The 21426-nt window shown below is 41.4% G+C and carries 24 protein-coding genes; 5 read left to right on the top strand and 19 right to left on the bottom strand.

Going from position 1 to position 21426, the window contains the following annotated elements; genetic code table 11:
* Positions 1 to 20: 20 nt before the first annotated feature.
* Positions 21 to 995 (bottom strand): class 1 fructose-bisphosphatase, encoded by a 975-nt coding sequence (locus CF596_RS02590; RefSeq protein ID WP_096901127.1) that lies wholly within the window; start codon positions 993 to 995, stop codon positions 21 to 23.
* A gap of 177 nt (positions 996 to 1172) precedes the next feature.
* Between CF596_RS02590 and CF596_RS02585 the strand changes: the two genes are divergently transcribed.
* Positions 1173 to 1358, top strand: a complete 186-nt coding sequence (locus CF596_RS02585) for an NF038105 family protein (protein WP_004971800.1) — start codon at positions 1173 to 1175, stop codon at positions 1356 to 1358.
* 156 nt (positions 1359 to 1514) lie between these two features.
* Here the strand turns inward: CF596_RS02585 and pal are convergent, their stop codons facing one another.
* The 6 genes from pal to ybgC all read right to left on the bottom strand — a co-directional run bounded on the left by pal (position 1515) and on the right by ybgC (position 6576).
* Positions 1515 to 2084 (bottom strand): peptidoglycan-associated lipoprotein Pal, encoded by a 570-nt coding sequence (gene pal, locus CF596_RS02580; protein WP_096901126.1) that lies wholly within the window; start codon positions 2082 to 2084, stop codon positions 1515 to 1517.
* A 71-nt stretch (positions 2085 to 2155) separates the two neighbouring features.
* A complete protein-coding gene (gene tolB / locus CF596_RS02575; RefSeq protein ID WP_171324806.1) occupies positions 2156 to 3439 on the bottom strand; it encodes a Tol-Pal system beta propeller repeat protein TolB in 1284 nt (427 codons plus the stop codon).
* Between the two features lie 193 nt (positions 3440 to 3632).
* Positions 3633 to 4988 carry a cell envelope integrity protein TolA gene (gene tolA, locus CF596_RS02570; protein WP_096901124.1) on the bottom strand — a complete coding sequence of 452 codons (1356 nt, stop codon included), beginning with the start codon at positions 4986 to 4988 and terminating at the stop codon, positions 3633 to 3635.
* Between the two features lie 3 nt (positions 4989 to 4991).
* The gene (tolR, locus tag CF596_RS02565) at positions 4992 to 5444 is read right to left on the bottom strand and encodes a protein TolR (protein WP_096901123.1); all 453 of its coding nucleotides are present in this window, start codon (positions 5442 to 5444) and stop codon (positions 4992 to 4994) included.
* On the bottom strand, positions 5444 to 6142 hold the full coding sequence (tolQ, locus tag CF596_RS02560) for a protein TolQ (RefSeq protein ID WP_096901122.1): 699 nt from the start codon (positions 6140 to 6142) through the stop codon (positions 5444 to 5446). The genes tolR and tolQ overlap by 1 nt, the downstream gene beginning before the upstream one ends.
* Before the next feature lie 26 nt (positions 6143 to 6168).
* Complete coding sequence (gene ybgC / locus CF596_RS02555) at positions 6169 to 6576, bottom strand: tol-pal system-associated acyl-CoA thioesterase (protein WP_004971791.1); 408 nt, start codon at positions 6574 to 6576, stop codon at positions 6169 to 6171.
* 228 nt (positions 6577 to 6804) lie between these two features.
* Here ybgC and CF596_RS02550 point away from each other — a divergent pair, with 228 nt between their 5' ends.
* A complete protein-coding gene (locus CF596_RS02550) occupies positions 6805 to 7383 on the top strand; it encodes a hypothetical protein (protein ID WP_004971789.1) in 579 nt (192 codons plus the stop codon).
* Between the two features lie 82 nt (positions 7384 to 7465).
* Here CF596_RS02550 and ruvB read toward each other — a convergent pair whose 3' ends face one another.
* From ruvB to CF596_RS02535, 3 genes are all read right to left on the bottom strand, one after another.
* On the bottom strand, positions 7466 to 8473 hold the full coding sequence (gene ruvB / locus CF596_RS02545) for a Holliday junction branch migration DNA helicase RuvB (RefSeq protein ID WP_096901121.1): 1008 nt from the start codon (positions 8471 to 8473) through the stop codon (positions 7466 to 7468).
* 242 nt (positions 8474 to 8715) lie between these two features.
* Positions 8716 to 9318 carry a Holliday junction branch migration protein RuvA gene (gene ruvA / locus CF596_RS02540; protein ID WP_096901120.1) on the bottom strand — a complete coding sequence of 201 codons (603 nt, stop codon included), beginning with the start codon at positions 9316 to 9318 and terminating at the stop codon, positions 8716 to 8718.
* 129 nt (positions 9319 to 9447) lie between these two features.
* Positions 9448 to 10788, bottom strand: coding sequence for a deoxyguanosinetriphosphate triphosphohydrolase (locus tag CF596_RS02535; protein WP_096901119.1), 1341 nt, complete (start codon positions 10786 to 10788; stop codon positions 9448 to 9450).
* A 263-nt stretch (positions 10789 to 11051) separates the two neighbouring features.
* Here CF596_RS02535 and CF596_RS02530 point away from each other — a divergent pair, with 263 nt between their 5' ends.
* Positions 11052 to 11369 carry an NGG1p interacting factor NIF3 gene (locus CF596_RS02530; protein WP_096901118.1) on the top strand — a complete coding sequence of 106 codons (318 nt, stop codon included), beginning with the start codon at positions 11052 to 11054 and terminating at the stop codon, positions 11367 to 11369.
* A gap of 540 nt (positions 11370 to 11909) precedes the next feature.
* Here the strand turns inward: CF596_RS02530 and CF596_RS02525 are convergent.
* The gene (locus CF596_RS02525; protein WP_096901117.1) at positions 11910 to 12686 is read right to left on the bottom strand and encodes a nitroreductase family protein; all 777 of its coding nucleotides are present in this window, start codon (positions 12684 to 12686) and stop codon (positions 11910 to 11912) included.
* A 149-nt stretch (positions 12687 to 12835) separates the two neighbouring features.
* Positions 12836 to 13636, bottom strand: a complete 801-nt coding sequence (locus CF596_RS02520) for an enoyl-CoA hydratase-related protein (RefSeq protein ID WP_096901116.1) — start codon at positions 13634 to 13636, stop codon at positions 12836 to 12838.
* A gap of 411 nt (positions 13637 to 14047) precedes the next feature.
* Between CF596_RS02520 and CF596_RS02515 the strand changes: the two genes are divergently transcribed.
* On the top strand, positions 14048 to 14620 hold the full coding sequence (locus CF596_RS02515; protein ID WP_096901115.1) for a nicotinate-nicotinamide nucleotide adenylyltransferase: 573 nt from the start codon (positions 14048 to 14050) through the stop codon (positions 14618 to 14620).
* A gap of 78 nt (positions 14621 to 14698) precedes the next feature.
* Here CF596_RS02515 and CF596_RS02510 read toward each other — a convergent pair whose 3' ends face one another.
* The 5 genes from CF596_RS02510 to dapD form a co-directional block, all read right to left on the bottom strand.
* The gene (locus CF596_RS02510; RefSeq protein WP_096901114.1) at positions 14699 to 15157 is read right to left on the bottom strand and encodes a peroxiredoxin; all 459 of its coding nucleotides are present in this window, start codon (positions 15155 to 15157) and stop codon (positions 14699 to 14701) included.
* Between the two features lie 70 nt (positions 15158 to 15227).
* Positions 15228 to 15632 (bottom strand): hypothetical protein, encoded by a 405-nt coding sequence (locus CF596_RS02505; RefSeq protein WP_004971768.1) that lies wholly within the window; start codon positions 15630 to 15632, stop codon positions 15228 to 15230.
* A gap of 13 nt (positions 15633 to 15645) precedes the next feature.
* Complete coding sequence (gene queC, locus CF596_RS02500; protein ID WP_096901113.1) at positions 15646 to 16317, bottom strand: 7-cyano-7-deazaguanine synthase QueC; 672 nt, start codon at positions 16315 to 16317, stop codon at positions 15646 to 15648.
* Between the two features lie 89 nt (positions 16318 to 16406).
* Positions 16407 to 17117, bottom strand: a complete 711-nt coding sequence (gene queE / locus CF596_RS02495) for a 7-carboxy-7-deazaguanine synthase QueE (RefSeq protein WP_096901112.1) — start codon at positions 17115 to 17117, stop codon at positions 16407 to 16409.
* An 80-nt stretch (positions 17118 to 17197) separates the two neighbouring features.
* Positions 17198 to 18019 carry a 2,3,4,5-tetrahydropyridine-2,6-dicarboxylate N-succinyltransferase gene (gene dapD, locus CF596_RS02490; protein WP_004971762.1) on the bottom strand — a complete coding sequence of 274 codons (822 nt, stop codon included), beginning with the start codon at positions 18017 to 18019 and terminating at the stop codon, positions 17198 to 17200.
* A gap of 299 nt (positions 18020 to 18318) precedes the next feature.
* On the opposite strand from dapD, the gene carO reads away from it, so the two are divergent.
* Positions 18319 to 19035 (top strand): ornithine uptake porin CarO, encoded by a 717-nt coding sequence (gene carO, locus CF596_RS02485; protein ID WP_096901111.1) that lies wholly within the window; start codon positions 18319 to 18321, stop codon positions 19033 to 19035.
* A gap of 90 nt (positions 19036 to 19125) precedes the next feature.
* Here carO and CF596_RS02480 read toward each other — a convergent pair whose 3' ends face one another.
* Positions 19126 to 20289 (bottom strand): outer membrane protein transport protein, encoded by a 1164-nt coding sequence (locus CF596_RS02480; RefSeq protein ID WP_096901110.1) that lies wholly within the window; start codon positions 20287 to 20289, stop codon positions 19126 to 19128.
* A 187-nt stretch (positions 20290 to 20476) separates the two neighbouring features.
* Positions 20477 to 21400: a CysB family HTH-type transcriptional regulator gene (locus CF596_RS02475; protein ID WP_096901109.1), complete on the bottom strand. Its 924-nt coding sequence runs from the start codon at positions 21398 to 21400 to the stop codon at positions 20477 to 20479.
* Positions 21401 to 21426 lie beyond the last annotated feature (26 nt).

Genomic DNA, 21426 nt, shown 5'->3' with positions numbered 1-21426 from the left:
CCGACTGCTGTTGTTAAAAATTATTGATGGTAGCTGCTGACCAAATCGACTTCATTTTTTGAGCCAATGATGACAGGCACACGTTGATGTAGGTCTGTGGGTTGGATGTCTAAAATACGCACACGACCTGTGGTTGCCGCACCGCCTGCTTGTTCCATGAGCATACTCATTGGATTGGCTTCATACATTAAACGTAAACGACCTGCTTTTTTCGGGTCTTTTAAGTCGTATGGATACATGAAAACCCCGCTACGGCAAAGGATACGGTGAATATCGCCCACCATACATGCAACCCAACGCATGTTAAAGTCTTTTTCGCGTGGCCCAGTTTTACCAGCCAAAAGTTCATCAATATAGCGTTTTACAGGTGCTTCCCAATGGCGTTGGTTTGAAGCATTGATCGCGTATTCTTTTGTATCGGCAGCAACTTGAATGTTGTCTGCAGTCACCAAGAACTCTTGGCTTTCTGGGTCAAAGGTAAAGAATACCACGCCTGCACCAACAGTGAGCGCCATCATGGTAGATGGGCCATACAGGACATAACCTGCAGCAACTTGTTGTGTACCTGCTTGCATAAAGTCTGCAGCTTGGGTCACGGCATGTTTTGCAGGTAAAATTGAGAAAATGGTACCCACACACATATTGATGTCGATGTTGCTTGAACCATCCAGTGGGTCAAATAACACTAAATATTGACCATTTTCCTGAGCAGGAGTGAATTCGTCTAATTCTTCCGACGCCAAACCACCCACATTAGGATGTTTTTGTAACGCATCAATTAAATAATCATTTGAAATAACATCTAATTTCTTTTGTTCTTCGCCTTGTACGTTTTCATTTTGTGCACTGCCTAATACGCCCGCCAATGCACCTTTTTGTAATGTTTGGTCAATTGTTTTGCAAGTATTGGCTATAGTTTCAATCACTTGAGCAAGTTCGGGTGTTAAATTTCCAGTTTGTTGTTGTAGAAATTGGGAAAGGGTGCGGTATGACATGACTGGAAAACTCCGAATGACTGCAAAAATGAGGATAACAATATGCTGCAATAGTTTAGATGAGAACGCGTTAAAAGAAAAATTAAACTCGACTATTTGCTGTGATTTTACCCTTGCAAGTCCTGCAGAAAGTGCTATGTTGATGTGAAGGATTTAATTTGAGATAGGAGCACAGATATGACAACGTTAAAGTTTGATGCGACTCCAACGCCAAGCGAAGGGATTAGTTTAGACGATATTTCTGAGGACAAGATGAAAGCCGCTTGGAAAGATTACGAGTCTAAACCTGAATATAAAAAGTTTAACAAGCATGATTTGATTGAATCTATGCAAACTGCAAAAGCTGATGCCGAGTCGGAATAACTGAAGCAAAGCTGTATTTCTGCACTTATCTGTTAGTTTTTAAAATATTCGTTTGCCCAGTTTTTTATGTCATAAAAAAGCGCCCTTGTAATAAAGAGCGCTTTTTTCGTATTGGGGAAACACGTTCTAAACGAGTTTTTCCCAAACAGCAAATTATTATTTCAATAATGGTGGAACAGCTTCGTAGTTAATTTCTACGCGACGGTTTTCTTTCCATGCATTTTCATCATGTCCAGGGTTGACTGGCATTTCTTTACCATAGCTCACTGCTTCAAGCTGACCTGCGTTAACGCCGCTGGTGATTAAGAAGCTCTCAACCGCTTTGGCACGACGCTCGCCTAAAGCCATGTTGTATTCGCGTGTACCGCGTTCATCGGTATGACCTGTAAGCGCTACTTTAGAGTTGGCATTCGCCATTAGAAACTGTGCATGTGCTTGTAGGGTCTGGTAATCATCATTAGATAATTCGCTGCTGTCGTAGTCAAAATGCACCACGCGCTTTGCCAAGAAAGCTTTGTTGGCTTCGGTTACACCTTTGGCAGATGCACCTGCAAGGTTTTGTGCATTTAAAGCTGCATCTTCACTCAAACCTTGAGTGTTGACTGTAGTTGCACCACTTGGCATTTGACCTGCTTGTAAGTCAGTCGTTGGTTTGCGGTTTGCACAACCTGTCATCACTAAAGCCGATGCCAAAACAGGGAGTACCAATAATTTCACTGCGTTCATCCTCATCTCCATGAAGCTTGATTTTTGGTTTTAAAACAGAACTGAAAACGTATTTACTTTGCGGGTACTCATTATTTTGGTGCCCACGCAGGTTCACGCACTTCGCCTTGCTCACTTGGTAAGTTCATGCGGAAGCGACCATCTAAAGACATAATCGACAATAAGCCACGTGCGCCTTCGCGTGTCGCGTACACTACCATTTGCCCATTTGGTGAGAAGCTCGGGGACTCATCTAAACTGGTTGGGGTTAAAATGTTGGTGATATTGGTGTTGATGTCTTGAATTGCGACTTTGTAGTTACTGCCACTTGGACGATGCACCAATGCCAGTTTACGACCATCGACACTGAGCGTACCACGTGCGTTAAATGCGCCACGGAAGGTTAGGCGTTTGCTGCTACCTGTGGCAAAGTCATAACGATAAATTTGTGCGGAACCACCACGATCTGAAGTGTAAATAAATGATTTACCATCTGGTGCATAACGTGCTTCGGTATCAATCGCACTGTCATTGGTCATGCGTCGCAGTTCACGGGTGCTTAAATTCATTTGATAAATTTCTGGATTGCCATGCATGGATGCGGTAAACAACATACTTTGACCATCTGGTGAGAAGCTTGGAGCACCATTTAAACCACGGAAACTGGCTAATTTTTCACGCTGACCTGTCGCCAAATCTTGCACATAAATAGCAGGGCGTTTGGTTTCAAACGACACATAGGCAATTTTTTTGGCATCTGGTGTCCACGCAGGCGATAAAATAGGATCACGCGAAGTCAAAATGGTTTTAGGCTGTTCACCATCAGTATCGGCAATTTGCAGGGTATAGCGTTGTTCAGGTGTTGCAGGGTTGCGCAGTACATAAGCAATGCGTCCGCTAAAATCACCTTTAATACCCGTAAGCGCTTCATAAATGGCATCACTGATCATGTGTGCAGCAGAACGCACGCGTGACGCAGGCACGCTCAATAATTCATTCAACAAATATTGCTGTTTTTGCACATCATAAAGTTGGTAATGAACTTCATAACCGCCTTCTGCAGTGGCTTTAACATTTCCTGTCACGACATAAGGTACACCTGCAGCTTGCCATGCAGCTGCATTGGGATGGTTCATGCTTGCAGTTACAGCAAGGTTTTTAGATGAACTGGTGAATTTACCTGAACGGTTTAAATCGTTTTCTACAATAGGATAAATATTTTGATCATTGCCAAACGGTACAATTGCAATTTTAGGTGCTTCTTCTGGCGCTTTGGCAATTTCTAAATGCAATTGTGCAAAAGATTGTGTGCTTAAAACTGGACTAAGCGCAGTTAAAGTAGCAAGACAAAGTAAGTGTTTACGCGTTGTTTCCATCATTCGCTATTTTCTCAAATCAACATAACTTTTTTGGATGTAATTGTGGTACATAATGGCATGCTTTGGTAGGAATGAAAGCATTAATTTATAATAAAACTGTTATAACACTGTGAAAATTTAAATTTATTTATACTCACGAATATTTTGAGAAGGAGTTAGCCGAATAGATGTTATTCGGCTAACTTGTAACTTATTGCGCTGTAAAGGTAGAGGTGAAGCTACGTGCTTCACGTCGTGCCTCTGGGTCTGATGGCATCGGATAAGGTGCTGCAGCACGAACAGCAGCCTCTACACTTGCTTTCATATCAGGGTCGCTAGAGTTAACCACGACAGACTGAACTGCGCCACTGTCACTTAAAGTCACACGAGCAGTTGCACGTTGACCTGAAGAACCTGCTGGGGTATCCCATGCTCGTCTAATTTTATTTTCAAAATCACGTTTAGCGGTGGATGCAATGCGTCTTACTTCGGCCTTTTTCTGAGCGGCTTCTTCTGCAGCTTTTTTGGCAGCTGAAGCTTTGGCTTCAGCGTCGGCACGCGCCTTCGCTTCGGCATCAGCTTTGGCTTTTGCATCTGCGTCAGCTTTACGTTTTGCATCAGCATCTGCCTTGGCTTTCGCGTCTGCAGCAGCTTTACGTTTTGCATCGGCATCTGCCTTGGCTTTTGCATCTGCGTCAGCTTTACGTTTTGCGTCGGCATCAGCTTTGGCTTTAGCATCAGCTGCAGCTTTACGTTTTGCATCGGCATCAGCTTTGGCTTTTGCATCTGCGTCAGCCTTACGTTTTGCGTCGGCATCAGCTTTGGCTTTTGCATCTGCGTCAGCCTTACGTTTTGCGTCGGCATCAGCTTTGGCTTTAGCATCAGCTGCAGCTTTACGTTTTGCATCGGCATCAGCTTTACGCTTTGCCTCAGCATCTGCCTTAGCTTTTGCATCTGCTTCAGCTTTGCGTTTTACTGCTGCATTGGCTTCGAGTTGACGTCTCTCTGCAGCTTCTGCTTTTTTCAGGGCTTCGGCTTCTTTACGACGTACAGTATCTGCTTCAGCACGTGCTTTGGCATCGGCTTGGGCTTTTGCTTTGGCGTCAGCTTCTCGTTGAGCTCGTTCTTCAGCGCGTGCTTGTTGAGCTTTTAAGCGTTCTGCTTCTAATTTTTGTCGCTCGGCAATTTGTTTGGCTTCAGTAGCTTGTCGTTCTGCACGTGCTTGAGCCTCTGCTGCTTGTGCAGCTTTTTGTGTATCAACTTGAGGCGCGGGCGGTGTAGGGGCTGCTGCAGGTGTCGGCATGACAGGTGCAGGTTCAAGCGCAGGTTCAGCAGTTTGAGTAATTTGCTCTGCTACATTTTCATGTGTCGTTTCAGCAGATTCAGTTTCTAATAAAGGTTTTAAATCTTCGGGTTTAATCAGTACTGTTTTAATGGGCTTAGGTGGCTCAGGTACTTTACTCATGCCCAAATAAAGCAAGCCAACCACTGCGACAAGGTGGATACCTACGGTGAACCCAATCGCGATGGCTTTTTGTTGAAAAGGTGGCTTTTTAAAATCTTTCATAAGTTACTTTAAAGGCTCGGTCAGCAATCCAACTTGGGTTAAACCTGTGTTTTGAAGTGTGTTCATCAGTGACATAACTTCACCATAAGAGCGTGATTTGTCGCCTTCAATAATTACTCTAAACTCTTTGTTTTCAGTCTTAGCCTGTTCCTGAGCTTGAGTGAGTATCGTTGTAAGTTCTTCAAGTGAAATAGGTTGGTTAGAACCAACATCTTTATATTTCAGGAAGTATCGCCCATCTTTATTTAAAGTTACCAAAGCATAAGCATCTTTCGATTCAATTGGGTTGCCATTGGCTTGTGGTAAATCGACTTGAATCCCACTGGTAATCATTGGTGCAGTGACCATAAAAATCACCAATAACACCAACATGACATCAATATAAGGCACTACATTCATGTCACTTTTGAGGGGTTTTTTAATGCGCTCGAAGCGTCCTGAGCGTTGAATGGCCATTAGTCGTGATCCTGAGTATTGCCTAAAGATTGACGTTGTAATAAAGCCACCATTTCTTCGGCAAATAAAGCACGATCAGAATAAATCGCTTCGCCTTTGGCGGTGTAATGGTTAAAAGCAAGTACTGCAGGAATAGCAGCAAATAAACCAATGGCTGTGGCAATGAGGGCTTCGGCAATCCCAGGTGCGACTGTTGCCAATGTGACTTGATCGACATCTGCCAGTCCAATAAAGGCATTCATAATACCCCAGACGGTCCCAAATAAACCCACGTATGGCGCAACTGAACCAATGCTGGCTAATGCACCTAAGCCTTGTTCAAGTTGAGCTTGGTCACGGCTTAAACCGACACGTAAAATACGCTCTGTGCCTTCAATCGTTTGTGAAGCATGTGCTTGGCGTTTTTTGAGTTTTAAAAACTCCCCTAAGCCTTGATAGAAAATATCTTCCAAACCGACACGTTTTGAATTGAGCTGTGCGTTGTTGTAAAGCGTATTCAGTTCTGCACCAGACCAGAAGATTTTCTGGAAATGCTGATCATCTGCTTGTGCTTTTTTATAGCTCATGTGTAACTTGGCAATCAGATACCAACTGTATAATGATGCTAAAAGCAGCGAGAGCATTACCAGCTGAACAACAGGACTTGCTTGTAAAATAAGATCAGATACTTGAAGAGATGATTCGAGTTGTGTTGCCATAGTTACTACATGTGCCAATTCATTTTTTAATCTTGTCCTAATTCTTTCAGAATAAGGCTACGAATTTCATCTGGTAGACGACGTGGTTTCATATCTGAACCCAGACAGGCCAATTCAACCTCGCCAGATGCAAGCATGATTTCACCACGATAAATATTTTGTTGCAATACAAATGATGACGCTTTACACGAAACTACACTTGCTGTAACAGTTATTAGGTCATCCATTAAGATTGGACGTGAATATTTCACATTAATTTTATGCACGACAAAGTTGTAATCTTGTTGATGCCAATAATGATCAACACCCGATGCACGAAGCCATTCGGTACGGGTACGTTCCATAAAGCGAATATGGTTGGCGTGGTAAACAATGCCGCCTGCATCAGTATCTTCCATATAGATACGAATTTTAAATTCAAATTTATTCGCCATGATGATGTTCCGCTTCAATGTTGCAAAGTTGTTTGATAAGCAATACTTATAGCTTACGCCGTGTCTGTGAAATTGACGTGAATCGGGGCTATAAGTCAAGCTGTGTATAGCATGGCAGTTTATCATTCTCAACGCTTCGTCCAATGGCACAAGATTTCAAACATGCTTTTAAGTTAAAATTAGCTGCCTGCCTGATACATGCAGATGATCCACCCCAATGAGCAGCACATGAGCCGTTTAGTTAAATTTTTTGTGGTAATTGCCATATTGTATTTGTTGTGGATGACGCTGTTCCAGCCAGATGGAGGAATTGCGGATAGCACAACCTATCAGTCATCGCAGCAAGTGCATCAATTTAAAGACTATACCATTCAAGCTTTGGAAACCTATGAAGGTGAGTTTCGGGTATTGTCACGTGAAAATTATAATTTTGGACGTGAAGCCGAACTTAGCCCTGTCGATTTTGCTTTGGGATGGGGCGAAATGGCCAAGCCTGAAGTGTATAAACAGTTGTCTATTCGTCAAAGCAACCGTTGGTATCATTGGCGTTATGAACAAGCACCACCGATTCCTGTGCAAGAGATTGCAAGTTTGAGCGCTAATACGCATTTAATTCCTGCCACACCCGCGATTGCGACACAGTTAAAACAGATTGATGAAGATGATTTGATTTATTTGAAAGGTAAATTGGTTGAAGTTACTGCCGCAGATGGGTGGCAGTGGCGCAGTTCTTTAAGCCGTCATGATACAGGGGCGGGCGCGTGTGAATTAATGCTTGTTGAAGATGTGCGTATTATTGAAAATTAGGGTCTATCTACAGACCCAATTGACCTAAATATTTAATAGCTTAAAGGGAGATAGCTCCCTTCAAGCTATTTTTTCCTTTGAGCTATTTTTCTTTTGGCTCTGGCGGTGTCATCCCAAATTGTAAATACGCCATATTGGTGGCAATACGCCCGCGAGCGGTTCGCATTACATAACCTTGTTGAATTAGGTATGGTTCAATTACATCTTCCAAAGTGCCAGAGTCTTCAGCCATAGCAGCGGCCAAAGCTTCCACACCTGTAGGCCCACCATCAAAACGCTCTAATAACATTGATAAATAACGACGGTCTAAGGTATCTAAACCATCTTTATCGACATTCAGCATATCTAGCGCACGTTGTGCCATCTCTTGCGTGACTTCACCTGTGCCTTTGACCTGCGCATAGTCACGAACGCGACGCAATAATCGGTTGGCAATACGTGGTGTACCGCGCGAACGACGAGCGACTTCATTAGCTCCTGCATCGGTCATTGGCACATCCATTAAACTCGCCGAGCGTTTGACAATATGGGTCAAATCTTCAACCGAATAAAATTCCAAACGCTGCACAATACCAAAACGGTCACGTAACGGTGAGGTGAGTAAGCCTGCACGTGTGGTAGCGGCGACAAGGGTAAATGGTGGCAAGTCCAGTTTAATGGAGCGTGCTGCAGGCCCTTCACCAATCATGATGTCCAGTTGATAATCTTCCATCGCTGGATACAAAATCTCTTCAATCACAGGTGAAAGACGATGGATTTCATCAATAAATAACACATCACCTTCTTCAAGATTGGTCAGCATGGCGGCTAAATCGCCTGCGCGTTCCAAGACAGGCCCTGAAGTAGATTTAAGGTTGCCGCCCATTTCACGGGCAATAATATTGGCGAGTGTGGTTTTGCCTAAACCTGGTGGTCCAAAAATCAGGGTGTGGTCCAATGCTTCTGCGCGTCCACGGGCTGCACCAATGAAAATTTCCATTTGTTCACGCACTACAGGTTGCCCAATATAGTCATCGAGTGAAGTGGGGCGAATGGCGCGATCAATTTGATCTTCGGGTTTTTCAGAACCACTGATTAGACGGTCTTGCATATCGTGTTAACTAATCTCTTGAGCTGGGCATTTTGATGCTGCATGCACAGCCTCAAAGTATGAGTTGCGTTTAAATGCCTTTGCGAAGGCATGATTTTACTTTTGAAAGATCAAAAGTAACAAAAATCTTATATTGAGTTGAGGGTATATCCCTATACCCCAACTCAACGGGCGACATCCATGTCGCCAGTCATGTATCCAATATTGGAAAGATGAACTTACGCTAGGTTTGTTGGCATCTTTTATTTATTCATCGACTTTAATGCTGCACGGATAATATCACTGGCTTCGGTAAAATCGGCCTTGACTGCATTAATCAGTTTTTGTGCTTCGGCAGGTTTATAACCTAAAGACTGTAAAGCGGCTTCGGCTTCGGCAACAGCAGAATTGCCTGTAAACTGGATTTGAGTCGCAGTGGAATTGCTGCTGCTGACTTCGTTGGACATGGCTTTAAAGCGATCACGCAATTCAATCATCAGGCGTTCAGCGGTTTTTTTGCCCACACCTGGCACTTTAATCAGGGTGTTAATATCTTCATGTTCTACGGTGTGAATCAGTAACTCGACGCTTAAGGTTGATAAAATACCTAGCGCCATTTTTGGGCCGACACCATTGACTTTTAGTAAGGTTCGGAAAATGGTTTTTTCTTGGGCTTCTAAAAAACCATATAACAATTGAGCATCTTCACGCACGGCTAAATGCGTCCATAGGGTAATTTTCTGCCCTTTTTGTAATTGGCAAAATGTGGTGAGTGGCGTGTCAATTTCATAGCCCACACCATTCACATTCAGTAACACGGTTGGTGCTTCTAAAGCCAATACTTCGCCAATAAGACATCCGATCATATTTGTGATTCACTGATTAATTTAAAATAAGTTGCTGTTCGCATAGTAGAGCGCATTTTCACAAAAGGCAAAATCTGCGCTTAAATCCTACTACTATTTATATACAAGTATTGATATGCAAATTATTCATTACAGCAAGCCGACCTTATTGCCTTGTAATTCTTGCGATAAGTTATAGGCTTGGTGATCTGAAAACTTAGAGATAATATCCAAGACTTGCATAATATTGTCATAGTGATTATGCGCAAAATCTGCCCCTGAGCGTTGCAAGATTGACATTAAACGCTGCTCTTTAAAACTTAGGGTTTTATGTGGCGTGGTGAGTGGAATAAACGCATCCAAAATGTTTTGTAAACTTTGATGCGCAATAATTTCCAGCCCTGCCTTTTGTGGATGCTCGAAAATTTTCTCACGGGCTAAGTCTTTGGCGCAATTAATACCAATTTCAATATCTGCCGAGCAATATTGTAAAAGACTGCCTTTGAGCTGTCCCATCAGAATTTCCAAATGGTGTTTGGCAAATGCTGTAGTGACTTCATCGACCAAACGCTTCATGACCCGACCACGCAAAGCGGCAATTTTTTGTTGCCATGTGGTACGTGCCATCGCCAGTTCTGCTGGAATACCGTAGTCACCAATCAAGTTTAAAAAGATCGGTTCAACTTCTTCATAGCTGAGCATGTTTAAAATAATGCCATCTTCCAAATCAATTAAGGCATAGCAAATATCATCCGCCGCTTCCAATAAATACGTCAGTGGATGACGACAATAGTGATAATCGCCCAATTGAATCAGGCCAAGCTGTTCTGCAATTTGTTTGAGAATTTCTTTTTCAGCTTGGTAACAACCAAATTTATCACGTTGATTGGCAGGGCGGTTGCCTTGTTCGGCAATGGTTTTGGAGAGCCACGGATATTTTAAATAAGCGCCTAAAGTGGCATAGGTTAAACGCATGCCGCCATCATTTGGATGATAGTCAATTTTGGTGAGTAGACGTAAACCTTGCGCATTGCCTTCAAATTGACGTACGTCGGCTTCTTCTTCATCACTAAGTTTGGCGAGGAAATTGCCGTGTGAAGCATCATCAAACCATTCACGAATGGCGTATTCGCCTGCATGTCCGAAAGGTGGATTGCCAATATCATGTGCCAAGCATGCGGCTTGAATAATCGCACCGACATCGGCAGGGGAAATCCACATAGGCAAGTGGTCTTTAATTTTTTCTGCAGCCAACATCCCTAATGAACGTCCAATACAAGACACTTCTAAAGAATGGGTTAGGCGAGTGTGAATACCATCGTGTTGAGTCAATGGATGGACTTGGGTTTTACGGTTTAACTGTCTAAAACTTTGCGAAAAAATAATACGGTCATAATCTTTATGAAAAGGGCTGCGCGCCTGTTCTGTACTTTGTTTTTTACTACCAATTCGAACTGTGGAAAGCAGTTCTAACCAACGCATTTGAGTCATTTATCATTATTCACTATGTGCTTGTTTTGCATCATGCCAAAAAAATGACAAAAGCTCTAGGGGCGTGCGACATGGCTTGTCTTTTTAAATCTAAATTTATACAAAATGGGGGATAAGTTTGTGGCGAAGCGTACTTTAAATTTTTTTTTGGGGCTATATAAATCGAGGATTGGATGATGCGTATAGGTTGCCAAAATAGCAACAATGCTCAAATTTTTATGCTAATTTCTAATTAATTGTGAAATGGATAGCGAAGCTTAAATATGCTCAAACTGATTTATTATGTGCCTGAATCTCATCTTGAAGAAACCAAACTGGCTATTTTTGCAGCGGGTGCAGGTGGAATTGGCAATTATGAACATTGTGCATGGCAGGTTTTAGGCACAGGGCAATTTAAACCTGTCAAAGGAGCAAATCCGTTTGTTGGCGAGTTAGATGCTTTGGAACACGTTGCTGAGTGGCGAGTGGAAACCATTGTGCCTGAGCAAAATGCTCAGGCAGTCGCAAAAGCACTCAAGGCAAGCCATCCTTACGAAGAGCCTGCCTTTGAGTTTATGCAACTTTTAGATATTAATTTTTAAAGACTTAAATACCAATTTTTAAAGAAAAATAGAATTGTACGATCACTCATATATGGATTGGGGCAAATATAAGTTGCGTAGATAGATTTTACTTTTCACGGGCGAAAAGTAACAAAAGCCCTCTGTTAGACTGATGGTACGTCCTGTACCACAGTCTAACGGGCGACATCCTTGTCGCCTTATCACGAGTCAAAATGTGGCTAGGTTTTAAAAATACAGTTGAAATATTAGGGTCTGTTGACACTTCATCTATGTTTGCGACGTGAGAGATATATCTCGCAAGGTTTTTTAGCTGATATAAGGCATGGGGCAGGAAATTTAGTTATTCTAAATGACTGACTCATAACGCAATAGCAGCAAAAAATATGCTCGTCCCCTTGCGCAGCAAACAAAGCAGCGCTTTGTTCTTGCTCATGTGGCTAAAACTTTCTCAGATTACGTTATGAAACTTGGCAATAGTCTCGCTATTCCTTGCGTTTCATGCCTAATCTGCTCAGTTTTAGCCTACAGCGCAAGCCATTTATGAAATGTTAACAGCCCCTAGACTTTCTGAATAAACAGGTCACGGTCAAAACGGTATTGCGGGAAAAAGACACCATCTTCGGCACGTTCACCTGCAGCAATCACCATCACTGGAAATTGTTGATCATTCAGTTTTAAGAGTTTGCGTACCATCGGCTCATCAAAACCTTCCATCATGCAGCTATCAAAACCGTGTGCGCGAAGGGCCAAGACCATATTTTCACAGGCGAGTGCTGTAGTTTTACTTGCCCAAAGTTTGGCATCTGCAGGGTTAAATGCAGTCACAGGTAATTGTTTATCTAAACTACGTGCAATTTTGAAAGCGACTTTCTTAAAGTTACCTACTGCGTTTAAGTAGCCAGTCATGTAGTTATAAGGAATAAACTTGTAATATTTTTTGACTGCAGCAGGTGCTTCAGGAAAAGGGAACTCGCTGATATTCTTTTTTGCCATTTCATCAACACGGTCTGTACGTGCAATACACACGATTAGCTCTGCTGCAGTACGAGCAGCGAGTTGTCCTAAGCAGGCTTTAACCAGTTGTTTTTTCTTGGCAGGATTTTGCACCACGACAAAAGTCCACGGTTGTAAATTAGATGAGTTTGGTGCCAATAAAGCCATATCTAAACAATCATCCAATACTTCTGCAGGAATGGCTTTGTCGGTAAATTTACGCACCGAACGACGGCTTTGAATGACTTTTTTAAAGTTTTCTACATCAATATCTTGTGGTGCAGGTTCAAAATAACGTTCTTTTTTTTCAGCTTTAACATCGGCTGGATTTGGATTAGACATTACAATTTTCCTCAATTTTTTAATGATTGACAGCTCATTGCAGAATATGGGGGCGAATAAAGAAAAAACCACATTCAGCCAAGATGAATGTGGTTTAAAACGTCTAGTTTACTTGAAATGAGTTTAATCGCATTTCAGTTAAACAACGTTTAATTAAATTGGCTGAAATCAGGTTTACGTTTTTGCATAAAGGCCTGCACCGCTTCCATCATTTCTGCTGAGCCGACACGTTGCATAAAAATCTCTGCTTCATGGTCAATCCACGCCACAATTTCATTGACATTATGTTTCATGAGGGCTTTAGATTGTTTAAGTGATGCCAATGGTAAAGCTGCCAATTGTGCTGCTTTTTGTTGCGCCGTTGCATAGACATCGGTTTCAATGCTATTAACTAAATTTGCCGATAATGCCGTTTCGCTATTGAATTTTTGTGCAGTTAGCAACAGTTCAGCCGCTTTGTGATAGCCTGCTTGTTCTACTAGAAGTTTGCTTGATGCACCTTCAGGCGATAAGCCCAAGCTCACAAATGGAATTTGGAATAGGGCAGTATTGTCGCTATATACCAAATCTGCATGTAATAGAATTGTGACACCAATGCCAATTGCCACCCCACGTACAGCTGCAATCAGCGGTTTAGAAAACTTAGCTGCAGATTTTAATAAGATGAATGGAGGGCCTTCGGCAGCAGGTAGTTGTCCTTTAAGTGCAGCAGACTTCATAAAGTCTTGCATGTCATTGCCAGCACTAAAATCTGCATCTGTGCCACGTAAAATTACACAACGTACTGCGTTGGACTGATCTGCTTCATCTAAGGCTTGTGCAATCCACAAATATAATTCACCATACAGCGCGTTTTTTGCTTCTGGTCGGTTGATGGCTAAAGTCAGTACGCCATTGTCTAAATTCGCATTCAAATGTGGGTGAGGTTGTTGAATACAGCTCAGTGTCATCGTACTATCCTTGCTTTGATTGGTTTGAATTTATGGCTCATTATGTCGCAAATTCGCAGCGCTGGCACAACTCATGAGTTCATAAAAAGTTAGTGAATGATGAGATTTGCGTTCCTAATTCAATGTGAAATTTATTTAGAATTTGGGGTTGTTCATTTAAAAAATGAATAAGCAAGGCGGAATCTTAACGTCTATTAATTCTATTTTAGGATTAACCTTCGGTTCGACCTACTTTTGTTTTGGCAAAAGTAGGCAAAACCATTTGTCATCCACGAAACCTGCCCAATTATTGTTTTTGATTTATTATCTTGCAAAAACAATAATGAGTTGATACCACGCAGGTTGTGGATGACATTTCCGCGTATCAGATAGCATTATGTTGTTATCAAAATTAGGATTGGCGTATTTATTATGCAATATACGTTTGATTATTTGGTTTTCATTGGCCGCTTTCAGCCATTTCATTTGGCGCATTTGCAAACCATTCAAATTGCGTTAGCACGTAGTCATTATGTGATTTTGGCATTAGGTTCTGCACAAAATGAGCGCAATTTAAAAAATCCGTTTTTAGCCAAAGAACGTGAGCAGATGATTTTGTCTAACTTTTCACCTGAGATGCAAGAACGGATTAAGTTTGTGCATGTCGTAGATGTCTACAATGATGAAAAATGGCAAAAACTAGTCAAATCTTTAGTCGGTGAATTGATTCAACCGCAAGATCGTGTTGGTTTAATTGGGCATTTTAAAGATGACTCGTCTTATTATTTAAAGTTTTTCCCTGAATGGGAGATGGTAGAATTAGACAGCTTGCAAGATGCCATGTCTGCTACGCCTGCACGTGAGGCTTATTATCGTGGGGAAATACAGCCTAATTTTTTCCCGCAAGGCACAATTGATTTCTTAACCGCATTTCAAAACACGGAAATTTATCGTCAATTACAAGACAAATACCAGCAGCAGGACAGCAGTAATTTGACGGAGTAATCCAGTTTTTAAATGAAAAAGGATGATTGAAAAAGCTTTCAATCATCCAGAACATTGTGTTTTTTTAGAGGCTGAAAATTAAGCCTGTAAAGCGGTTAAATCCGCAAGCACTTGCTCGGCATGTCCTGCAGCTTTGACTTTACGATATTCTTTCAGTAATTGACCTTGATGGAAAATAAAAGTAGAGCGTTCAATGCCCATAACTTTTTTGCCATACATATTTTTTTCTTTAATCACATCAAACAACTGACACAATACTTCTTCTTTATCGCTAATCAAGTTGATGCCTAAAGATTGTTTTTCGGTAAAGTTTTGATGGGCTTTGACTGAGTCGCGCGAAATGCCAATGATGGTGGTATTAAGCGCATCAAATTGTGGCTTTAGCGCAGTAAAATCGACAGCTTGTGTGGTGCAGCCTGGGGTAGAATCTTTCGGGTAAAAATACACCACTAACCAATCTGTACCAAGTTCGGTTAAATTGACTTCGCCTGTGGTTGCAGGAAAAGCTTGATTTGGTAATTGAATTGTCGTGCTCATATTTTTCTCCAAAATCATGCACATAAAAAACTAGCCACATAAAGTGGCTAGTTGAAATTGTTAAGAAAAATTATTTTTTCTCAGCCGCTTTCATTGCTTCTTCAGTTAAGGTTTTTAATTTACCTGTAAGCTGAGGACCAAAACAAGTTTGCAAATCTTTATTTTGCTTTTGTACAAAAGCTAAAGTCGCAGGGCTCTTTTTCTGGTTAATTGCGCTTTGAATTTCCCATTTTTGAGCGTTGGTTAATTTACCATCTGCTTCTACTGCACAAGTACAATATTTGCTTACTTCAGCTGTAGTCAGTTTTTTGCCTTTTGCAGTTTCTTCTTTACAAACATTAATTAAAGCTGCTTTTACATTGGTGCTTTTATATGCTTGTTGCAACTTGTCATTATTTGCGTGTGTCGTTGTTGCGAATAATGCAGCAACAGACATAATCGCAGAAACTATAATGTTTGATTTTAAATTTTTCATACACTTTACCTTGTTATGACGGTATATAACGCGTTGGGTCTGCAACACTGGCATCGGCAAAACCTTGTTTGCGTAAGCGACAGCTGTCACATTTACCACAAGCACGTCCTTGGTCATCTGCTTGGTAGCAAGAAACCGTTTGACTATAGTCTACGCCATGTTCAATACCTAAGCGAATAATATTTGCTTTGGATAAATGTAACAAAGGTGTCTCAAATTTTAACGGTTTGCCTTCTACGCCAACTTTGGTTGCCAAGCGTGCCATATTGGCAAAAGCATCAATAAATTCAGGACGACAGTCAGGATAGCCCGAATAATCTACCGCATTAATACCAATCACAATTGCTTCTGCATCAAAAACTTCGGCAGCTGCCAAAGCATAAGACAGGAAGATGGTATTACGCGCAGGCACATAAGTCACAGGAATACCTTCTTGCTCATGATCAGGTACTTCAATGCTGTGATCGGTCAGGGCAGAACCGCCCAAGTTGCCTAAATCAATATTAATCACACGATGCTCAATGCCTGCATTTTTAGTCAAGGCACGTGCAGCATCTAGCTCTGTAGTCGAGCGTTGACCATACATAAAACTAAGTGCAATACATTCATAACGCGCTTGTGCCCATGCCAAACACGTGGTTGAGTCTAATCCACCAGATAACAATACAATGGCACGAGGGCGCATAATTGAACTCCAAATTTTAAAATATAGCGATAGAACTTGAGCAAAAGTGTGAAGATTGACGTCAATACGAATGGGGATTCGTGAGGAGATTAACGACCTGTTTCATCATTCCAAAGCAATTTATGTAATTGCAATTGGAAACGAACAGGGAGATGGTCGGCTAAAATCCACTGTGCCAAATCACGTGCAAGTTGTGGCAAGGCGACTGCACCTTTTTCGACAGCAAATGCAGGGGAGAACCACACTGTATCGACTTTTTTATGCAACTGATATTGCTCAACTTGCTGCTTCGCCCAAAGATAATCGTCATGATTGCAAATCACAAATTTGATTTGATCATGTGGGTTTAAAAAATCTAAATTTGATAATAAGTTGCGTGACATTTCACCCGATGCAGGGGTTTTTAAATCCAGCACCTTCGACACACGGTTATCCACTTTAGAAATATCTAAAGCTCCACTGGTTTCCAAAGACACTTCACAACCTAAATCTGCCAAGCGTTGCATGAGTGGCAGTGCATTCGGTTGAGCCAGAGGTTCACCGCCCGTCACACATACATACGGTGTTTTAAATTCTAGCGTGGTTTGGATGATGTCATCTAAAGATTGACGTTCGCCACCTTCAAAAGAATAAGTGGTATCACAGTAATGGCAACGCAATGGACAACCCGTTAAACGAATAAACACGGTTGGCAAGCCCGATGTATTGGCTTCGCCCTGCAATGAATAGAAAATCTCCGTGATGCGTAAACCCGCAGACGGATCAGAAACAGGAATAGCGGAAGATCGGAGGGTACTCATAAAATTCATCACAGTATATAAAAAAACAAAAATCTCTACGGTCATTGCTGGCCGTAGAGATGGGGAAAACTAAAAAAAGTTTAGTCTTCGCGTAATAAATCGTTCAAACTGGTTTTTGCACGGGTTTTTGCATCTACTTTCTTCACAATGATAGCAGCATACAAGCTATAAGTGCCACATTTAGAAGGCAGGTTACCAGAAACTACCACCGAACCTGCAGGTACACGACCATAATGGATTTCGCCAGTTTCACGGTCATAAATTTTGGTCGATTGACCAATATAAACGCCCATAGAAATGACCGAACCTTCTTCTACAATCACACCTTCAACAATTTCAGAACGTGCGCCAATGAAGCAGTTGTCTTCAATAATTGTTGGATTTGCTTGAAGTGGCTCAAGTACTCCACCAATACCTACACCACCCGATAAATGCACGTTTTTACCAATTTGTGCACATGAACCTACCGTTGCCCATGTATCAACCATGGTGCCTTCATCTACATAAGCGCCAATATTGACATAAGATGGCATTAACACCACATTTTTGGCTTGGAATGAACCTTTACGTGCAACTGCTGGCGGTACAACACGCACTCCTGCTTGTTTGAATTGCTCGTCAGTCCAACCTGTAAATTTCGTGTCTACTTTGTCGTAGAAACGCAAATCACAAGATTCAATTGGCTTGTTATCATTGAGTTTAAAAGATAACAAAACTGCCTTTTTTAACCATTGGTGAACGATCCACTCACCATTAATTTTTTCAGCAACGCGTAATGTGCCGTTATCTAAACCTGCAATTGCTTGTTCAACTGCCTGACGAATTTCAGCGGGACAATCTGCAGCGCTGAAATTAGCGCGGTCTTCAAATGCTTGTTCAATGATTGTTGAAAGCTGAGACATCGATGTTCTTACCAGAAAAAAAATTTCCGAAGATTTTACACTATATTGAGTGAGGAATAGATAAAAATTGGAACAGATTGGAATTTATCCTTGGCAAAATAAAACAAGTTAAGTTGAGCGCTAAATTGTTGAAGTTTTGAAAATAAATGCTTTTGCAATAAACAATAAGAATAAATTTGTATCAAAAAATAACAAAAACGGGGTGAATTTTGCATAAAAGCTGAGCGCAACATGCTCTATAGTTTTCTCATGACAAAACGAATGAAAATTCAAAAAGTTTTAGTTTGAGGAGAAACACAATGAAAACTTTACATACAATTTTAGCCGCTTCGGTATTGGCAGCAGTTGCAGGTTCTGCAATGGCAGATACAGCTGTGGTAAAAGATGGCTATGCGTTTGATCGTAACCAACTCATTCCAACGGGTGTACGTGCTGAAGTTGGTACAACAGGTTATGGTGGTGCCTTACTTTGGACTGCAAACCCGTATGTGGGTTTAGCGCTGGGTTATAACGGTGGCGATATTTCTTGGTCGGATGACGTAGAAGTTGATGATGTTAACTATGATGTTGATATGGATAACAACTTGACTTACTTAAATGCTGAGATTCGTCCGTGGGGTACTAGTCCAAGTAAGTGGGCACAAGGTGTCTATGTAGCTGCAGGTGTTGGTTACATTGATCAACAATACGCTCTACAAGCTCGAAATGATGGTGGAACAATCAAAGTTAAAGGCGAAGATACTGGTTTAAGTAAACTTGGCTATGATCTTGATTATAGTAACGATATTGCACCATATTTAGGTCTAGGTTTTGCACCAAAGATTAACAACAACTGGGGCGTGTTTGGTGAAGTCGGTGCTTACTATACAGGCAACCCAACTGTGACTAATGTAAATTATTATGGTGGTACGCCAAAAGATGCTGCATTGGTTGAAGACCACCTTAATGAAGTTCGTAACGATGACAAATACGAATGGATGCCAGTAGCTAAACTAGGTGTAAGCTACCACTGGTAATATCCGTTAGTTTCAGCTAAACCAAAAAAACGAGCTTCGGCTCGTTTTTTTTGTGTCTTAAAAGCGATGTGCTAATTTCAAGTGATAAACTCAAGCCTCACGTTGTTCGAGTGAAGAAAAACTTGAAATTTGAGTGATCAATGACTGTGGTTGTACCGTGTCTGGCTTGGTAAAGTGCAAATAATGCAAACCCGCAATCATAAACGTTTTGGGGTCAAAGTGATAAACCGCACCCGTACCAACACCAACATAACCATCTACAGGGTTTAAACTTGAGGCAGGATTACCTGCACCAGAATCCCACAATCCTTCCACAGCAGTGATCCACTTGGGTGACCATTGATGGGCAAAACCCAAACGAGTAGACCATTGATTTTTTTGGTAATCAATCAGGTTGAACTGATTACCTAATCCTTCAGATTGCAGAATTGCAGCAAATTGAGTGGGTTGAATTTTAAAATCTTGCCAATTGACCCATCGCAATGATCCGTACAGAAAATTTTGTGCAGGTAAACCGGTGTGAAAATCTAAATTCACCGATTCAGGGGTCTGAATTTCAGTTGCTTGTTGTGGTGCAATCTCTAAAGGAAATCCCCAAATACTTTCGCTTGCATTGGTACTGTGCTTGATTTTAGAGCGATAAGTAATTGCTGTATTAAATGCATATTCAGGAATTTGGTAGCTTACACCTGCCAACCAACCCCACGCATGGTCTTTGGGGAAATTTACGTGATAATCAAAAAAGGTATAGTCAACTTGAGTACCAATTTTCAGATCACCTGAAAATGACTGGTAACTTAGACCTGTAAAGAGGTTCCAATGTTGTGTGGGTTGATAGCCAATGAGTGCTGTAATATTTCTTGAGTCAAACTTAATATCTGCATTTTCTATAGGTAAGGGTTCACCTGAAAGAATAGGACTATAGTGATAATCCACATCAACAAAATAAGGTTGGTCAAATAATAACGCCACAGAAATTTGTGGATGTGGTTGTAATTTTAATGCAGCTTGGATGAAGTGTTGATTATTGACTAAATTGCCTGTTGAAAAATCTTGAACGCCTAATTCGGCAATATTTTGTTGATGCTGTACCTGACCTGAAATATTGGTATCCACGTGTAGCAAAGCGACTTCCGCATAATTTCCTTTTTCAAATAATGCATGTACCGATTGACCGCTACGTTCTAAAGCGGCAGCAGAGGCATAACCTAGCGGCAGGACACACAGCAATCCAACAAAAATGTGAAATTTCATGTTACGTCCTTGGTCTAAATTATAGAATTGTGTTTAAAATCAAATTACGCTTTTTACTGTTGATTATATTTTATTCATGTTTCTGATAAATTAAAATCATTATTTTGATTATTTCTAGGCATTTAGATCAGCAAGAATTTTGCCAGAGAACTAAAAGAGAGCCTGGGCTCTCTTATGCATTATTGTTTTATTCTTCAGGATAGGCGATACGTTTTAAAGCTTTAATATCGGCATTTGGTGCACATAAAGAAATAAACTCATAGCCATAGCCACGTAGTAAATGTCCTTTGCGAACCGCAATCCATGTGGTGTTTACCCCAAAAATATCGGTCTGGATTTGTTTTAGACGGTAATCGCGTTCTGCATCGTATGCCACATTGTTTACCACGCCTACGCCCATGCCCAATTCAACATAGGTCTTAATAACATCGGCATCAAGTGCAGACATAACGATATTGACATCAATTCCTGCATCGGTAAATGCTTTGTCAATTTTAGAACGTCCCGTAAAGCCGCCGTGATAAGTGATGATTGGATATTCTGCCAAATCGGTCAGGCTAATCTCAGTTTTACTGGCTAAAGGATGATCTTGCGGGGTAATAATGCTGTGGCGCCAGTCATAATAAGGCACACTTGCCAAGTTCTCTTCAGTGGTTAGAGATTCGGTTGCAATACCAATATCGGCTTCACCTTGTAGCAGCATTTCGGCAATTTCAACAGGGCTGGCTTGTTGCAAAATCAAATGTACTTTAGGGAATTCTTTTTTAAACAAATTCACAATAGGCGGCAGCACATAACGCGCTTGGGTATGTGTAGTCGCAATGGTGAGCGTGCCTTCATCGACTTTATTAAAGTCATCGGCAAGGCGTTTAATGTTATCTGCATCAACCAACATGCGTTCGACAATACTCAGCAAAGCTTGTCCTGGCTCGGTTAAACCTAGTAGACGTTTGCCTTTGCGCACAAAAAGCTGCACACCAAGCTCATCTTCAAGGTCTTTAATGTGCTTACTCACGCCCGATTGAGAGGTGTATAGTGCTGCAGACGCTTCGGTTAAATTAAAGTTTTGCCGAACGGTTTCTCTAATAATTCTAAGTTGTTGGAAATTCATAGTGGTGCAACCCTAAAAAGGATGGA

It is taken from the genome of Acinetobacter sp. YT-02 (assembly GCF_002412355.1).
GTDB classification, from domain to species: Bacteria; Pseudomonadota; Gammaproteobacteria; order Pseudomonadales; family Moraxellaceae; genus Acinetobacter; species Acinetobacter towneri.
Note: the sequence above shows the minus strand (reverse complement) of the source record. Positions and strands in the feature narration are given on the sequence as shown.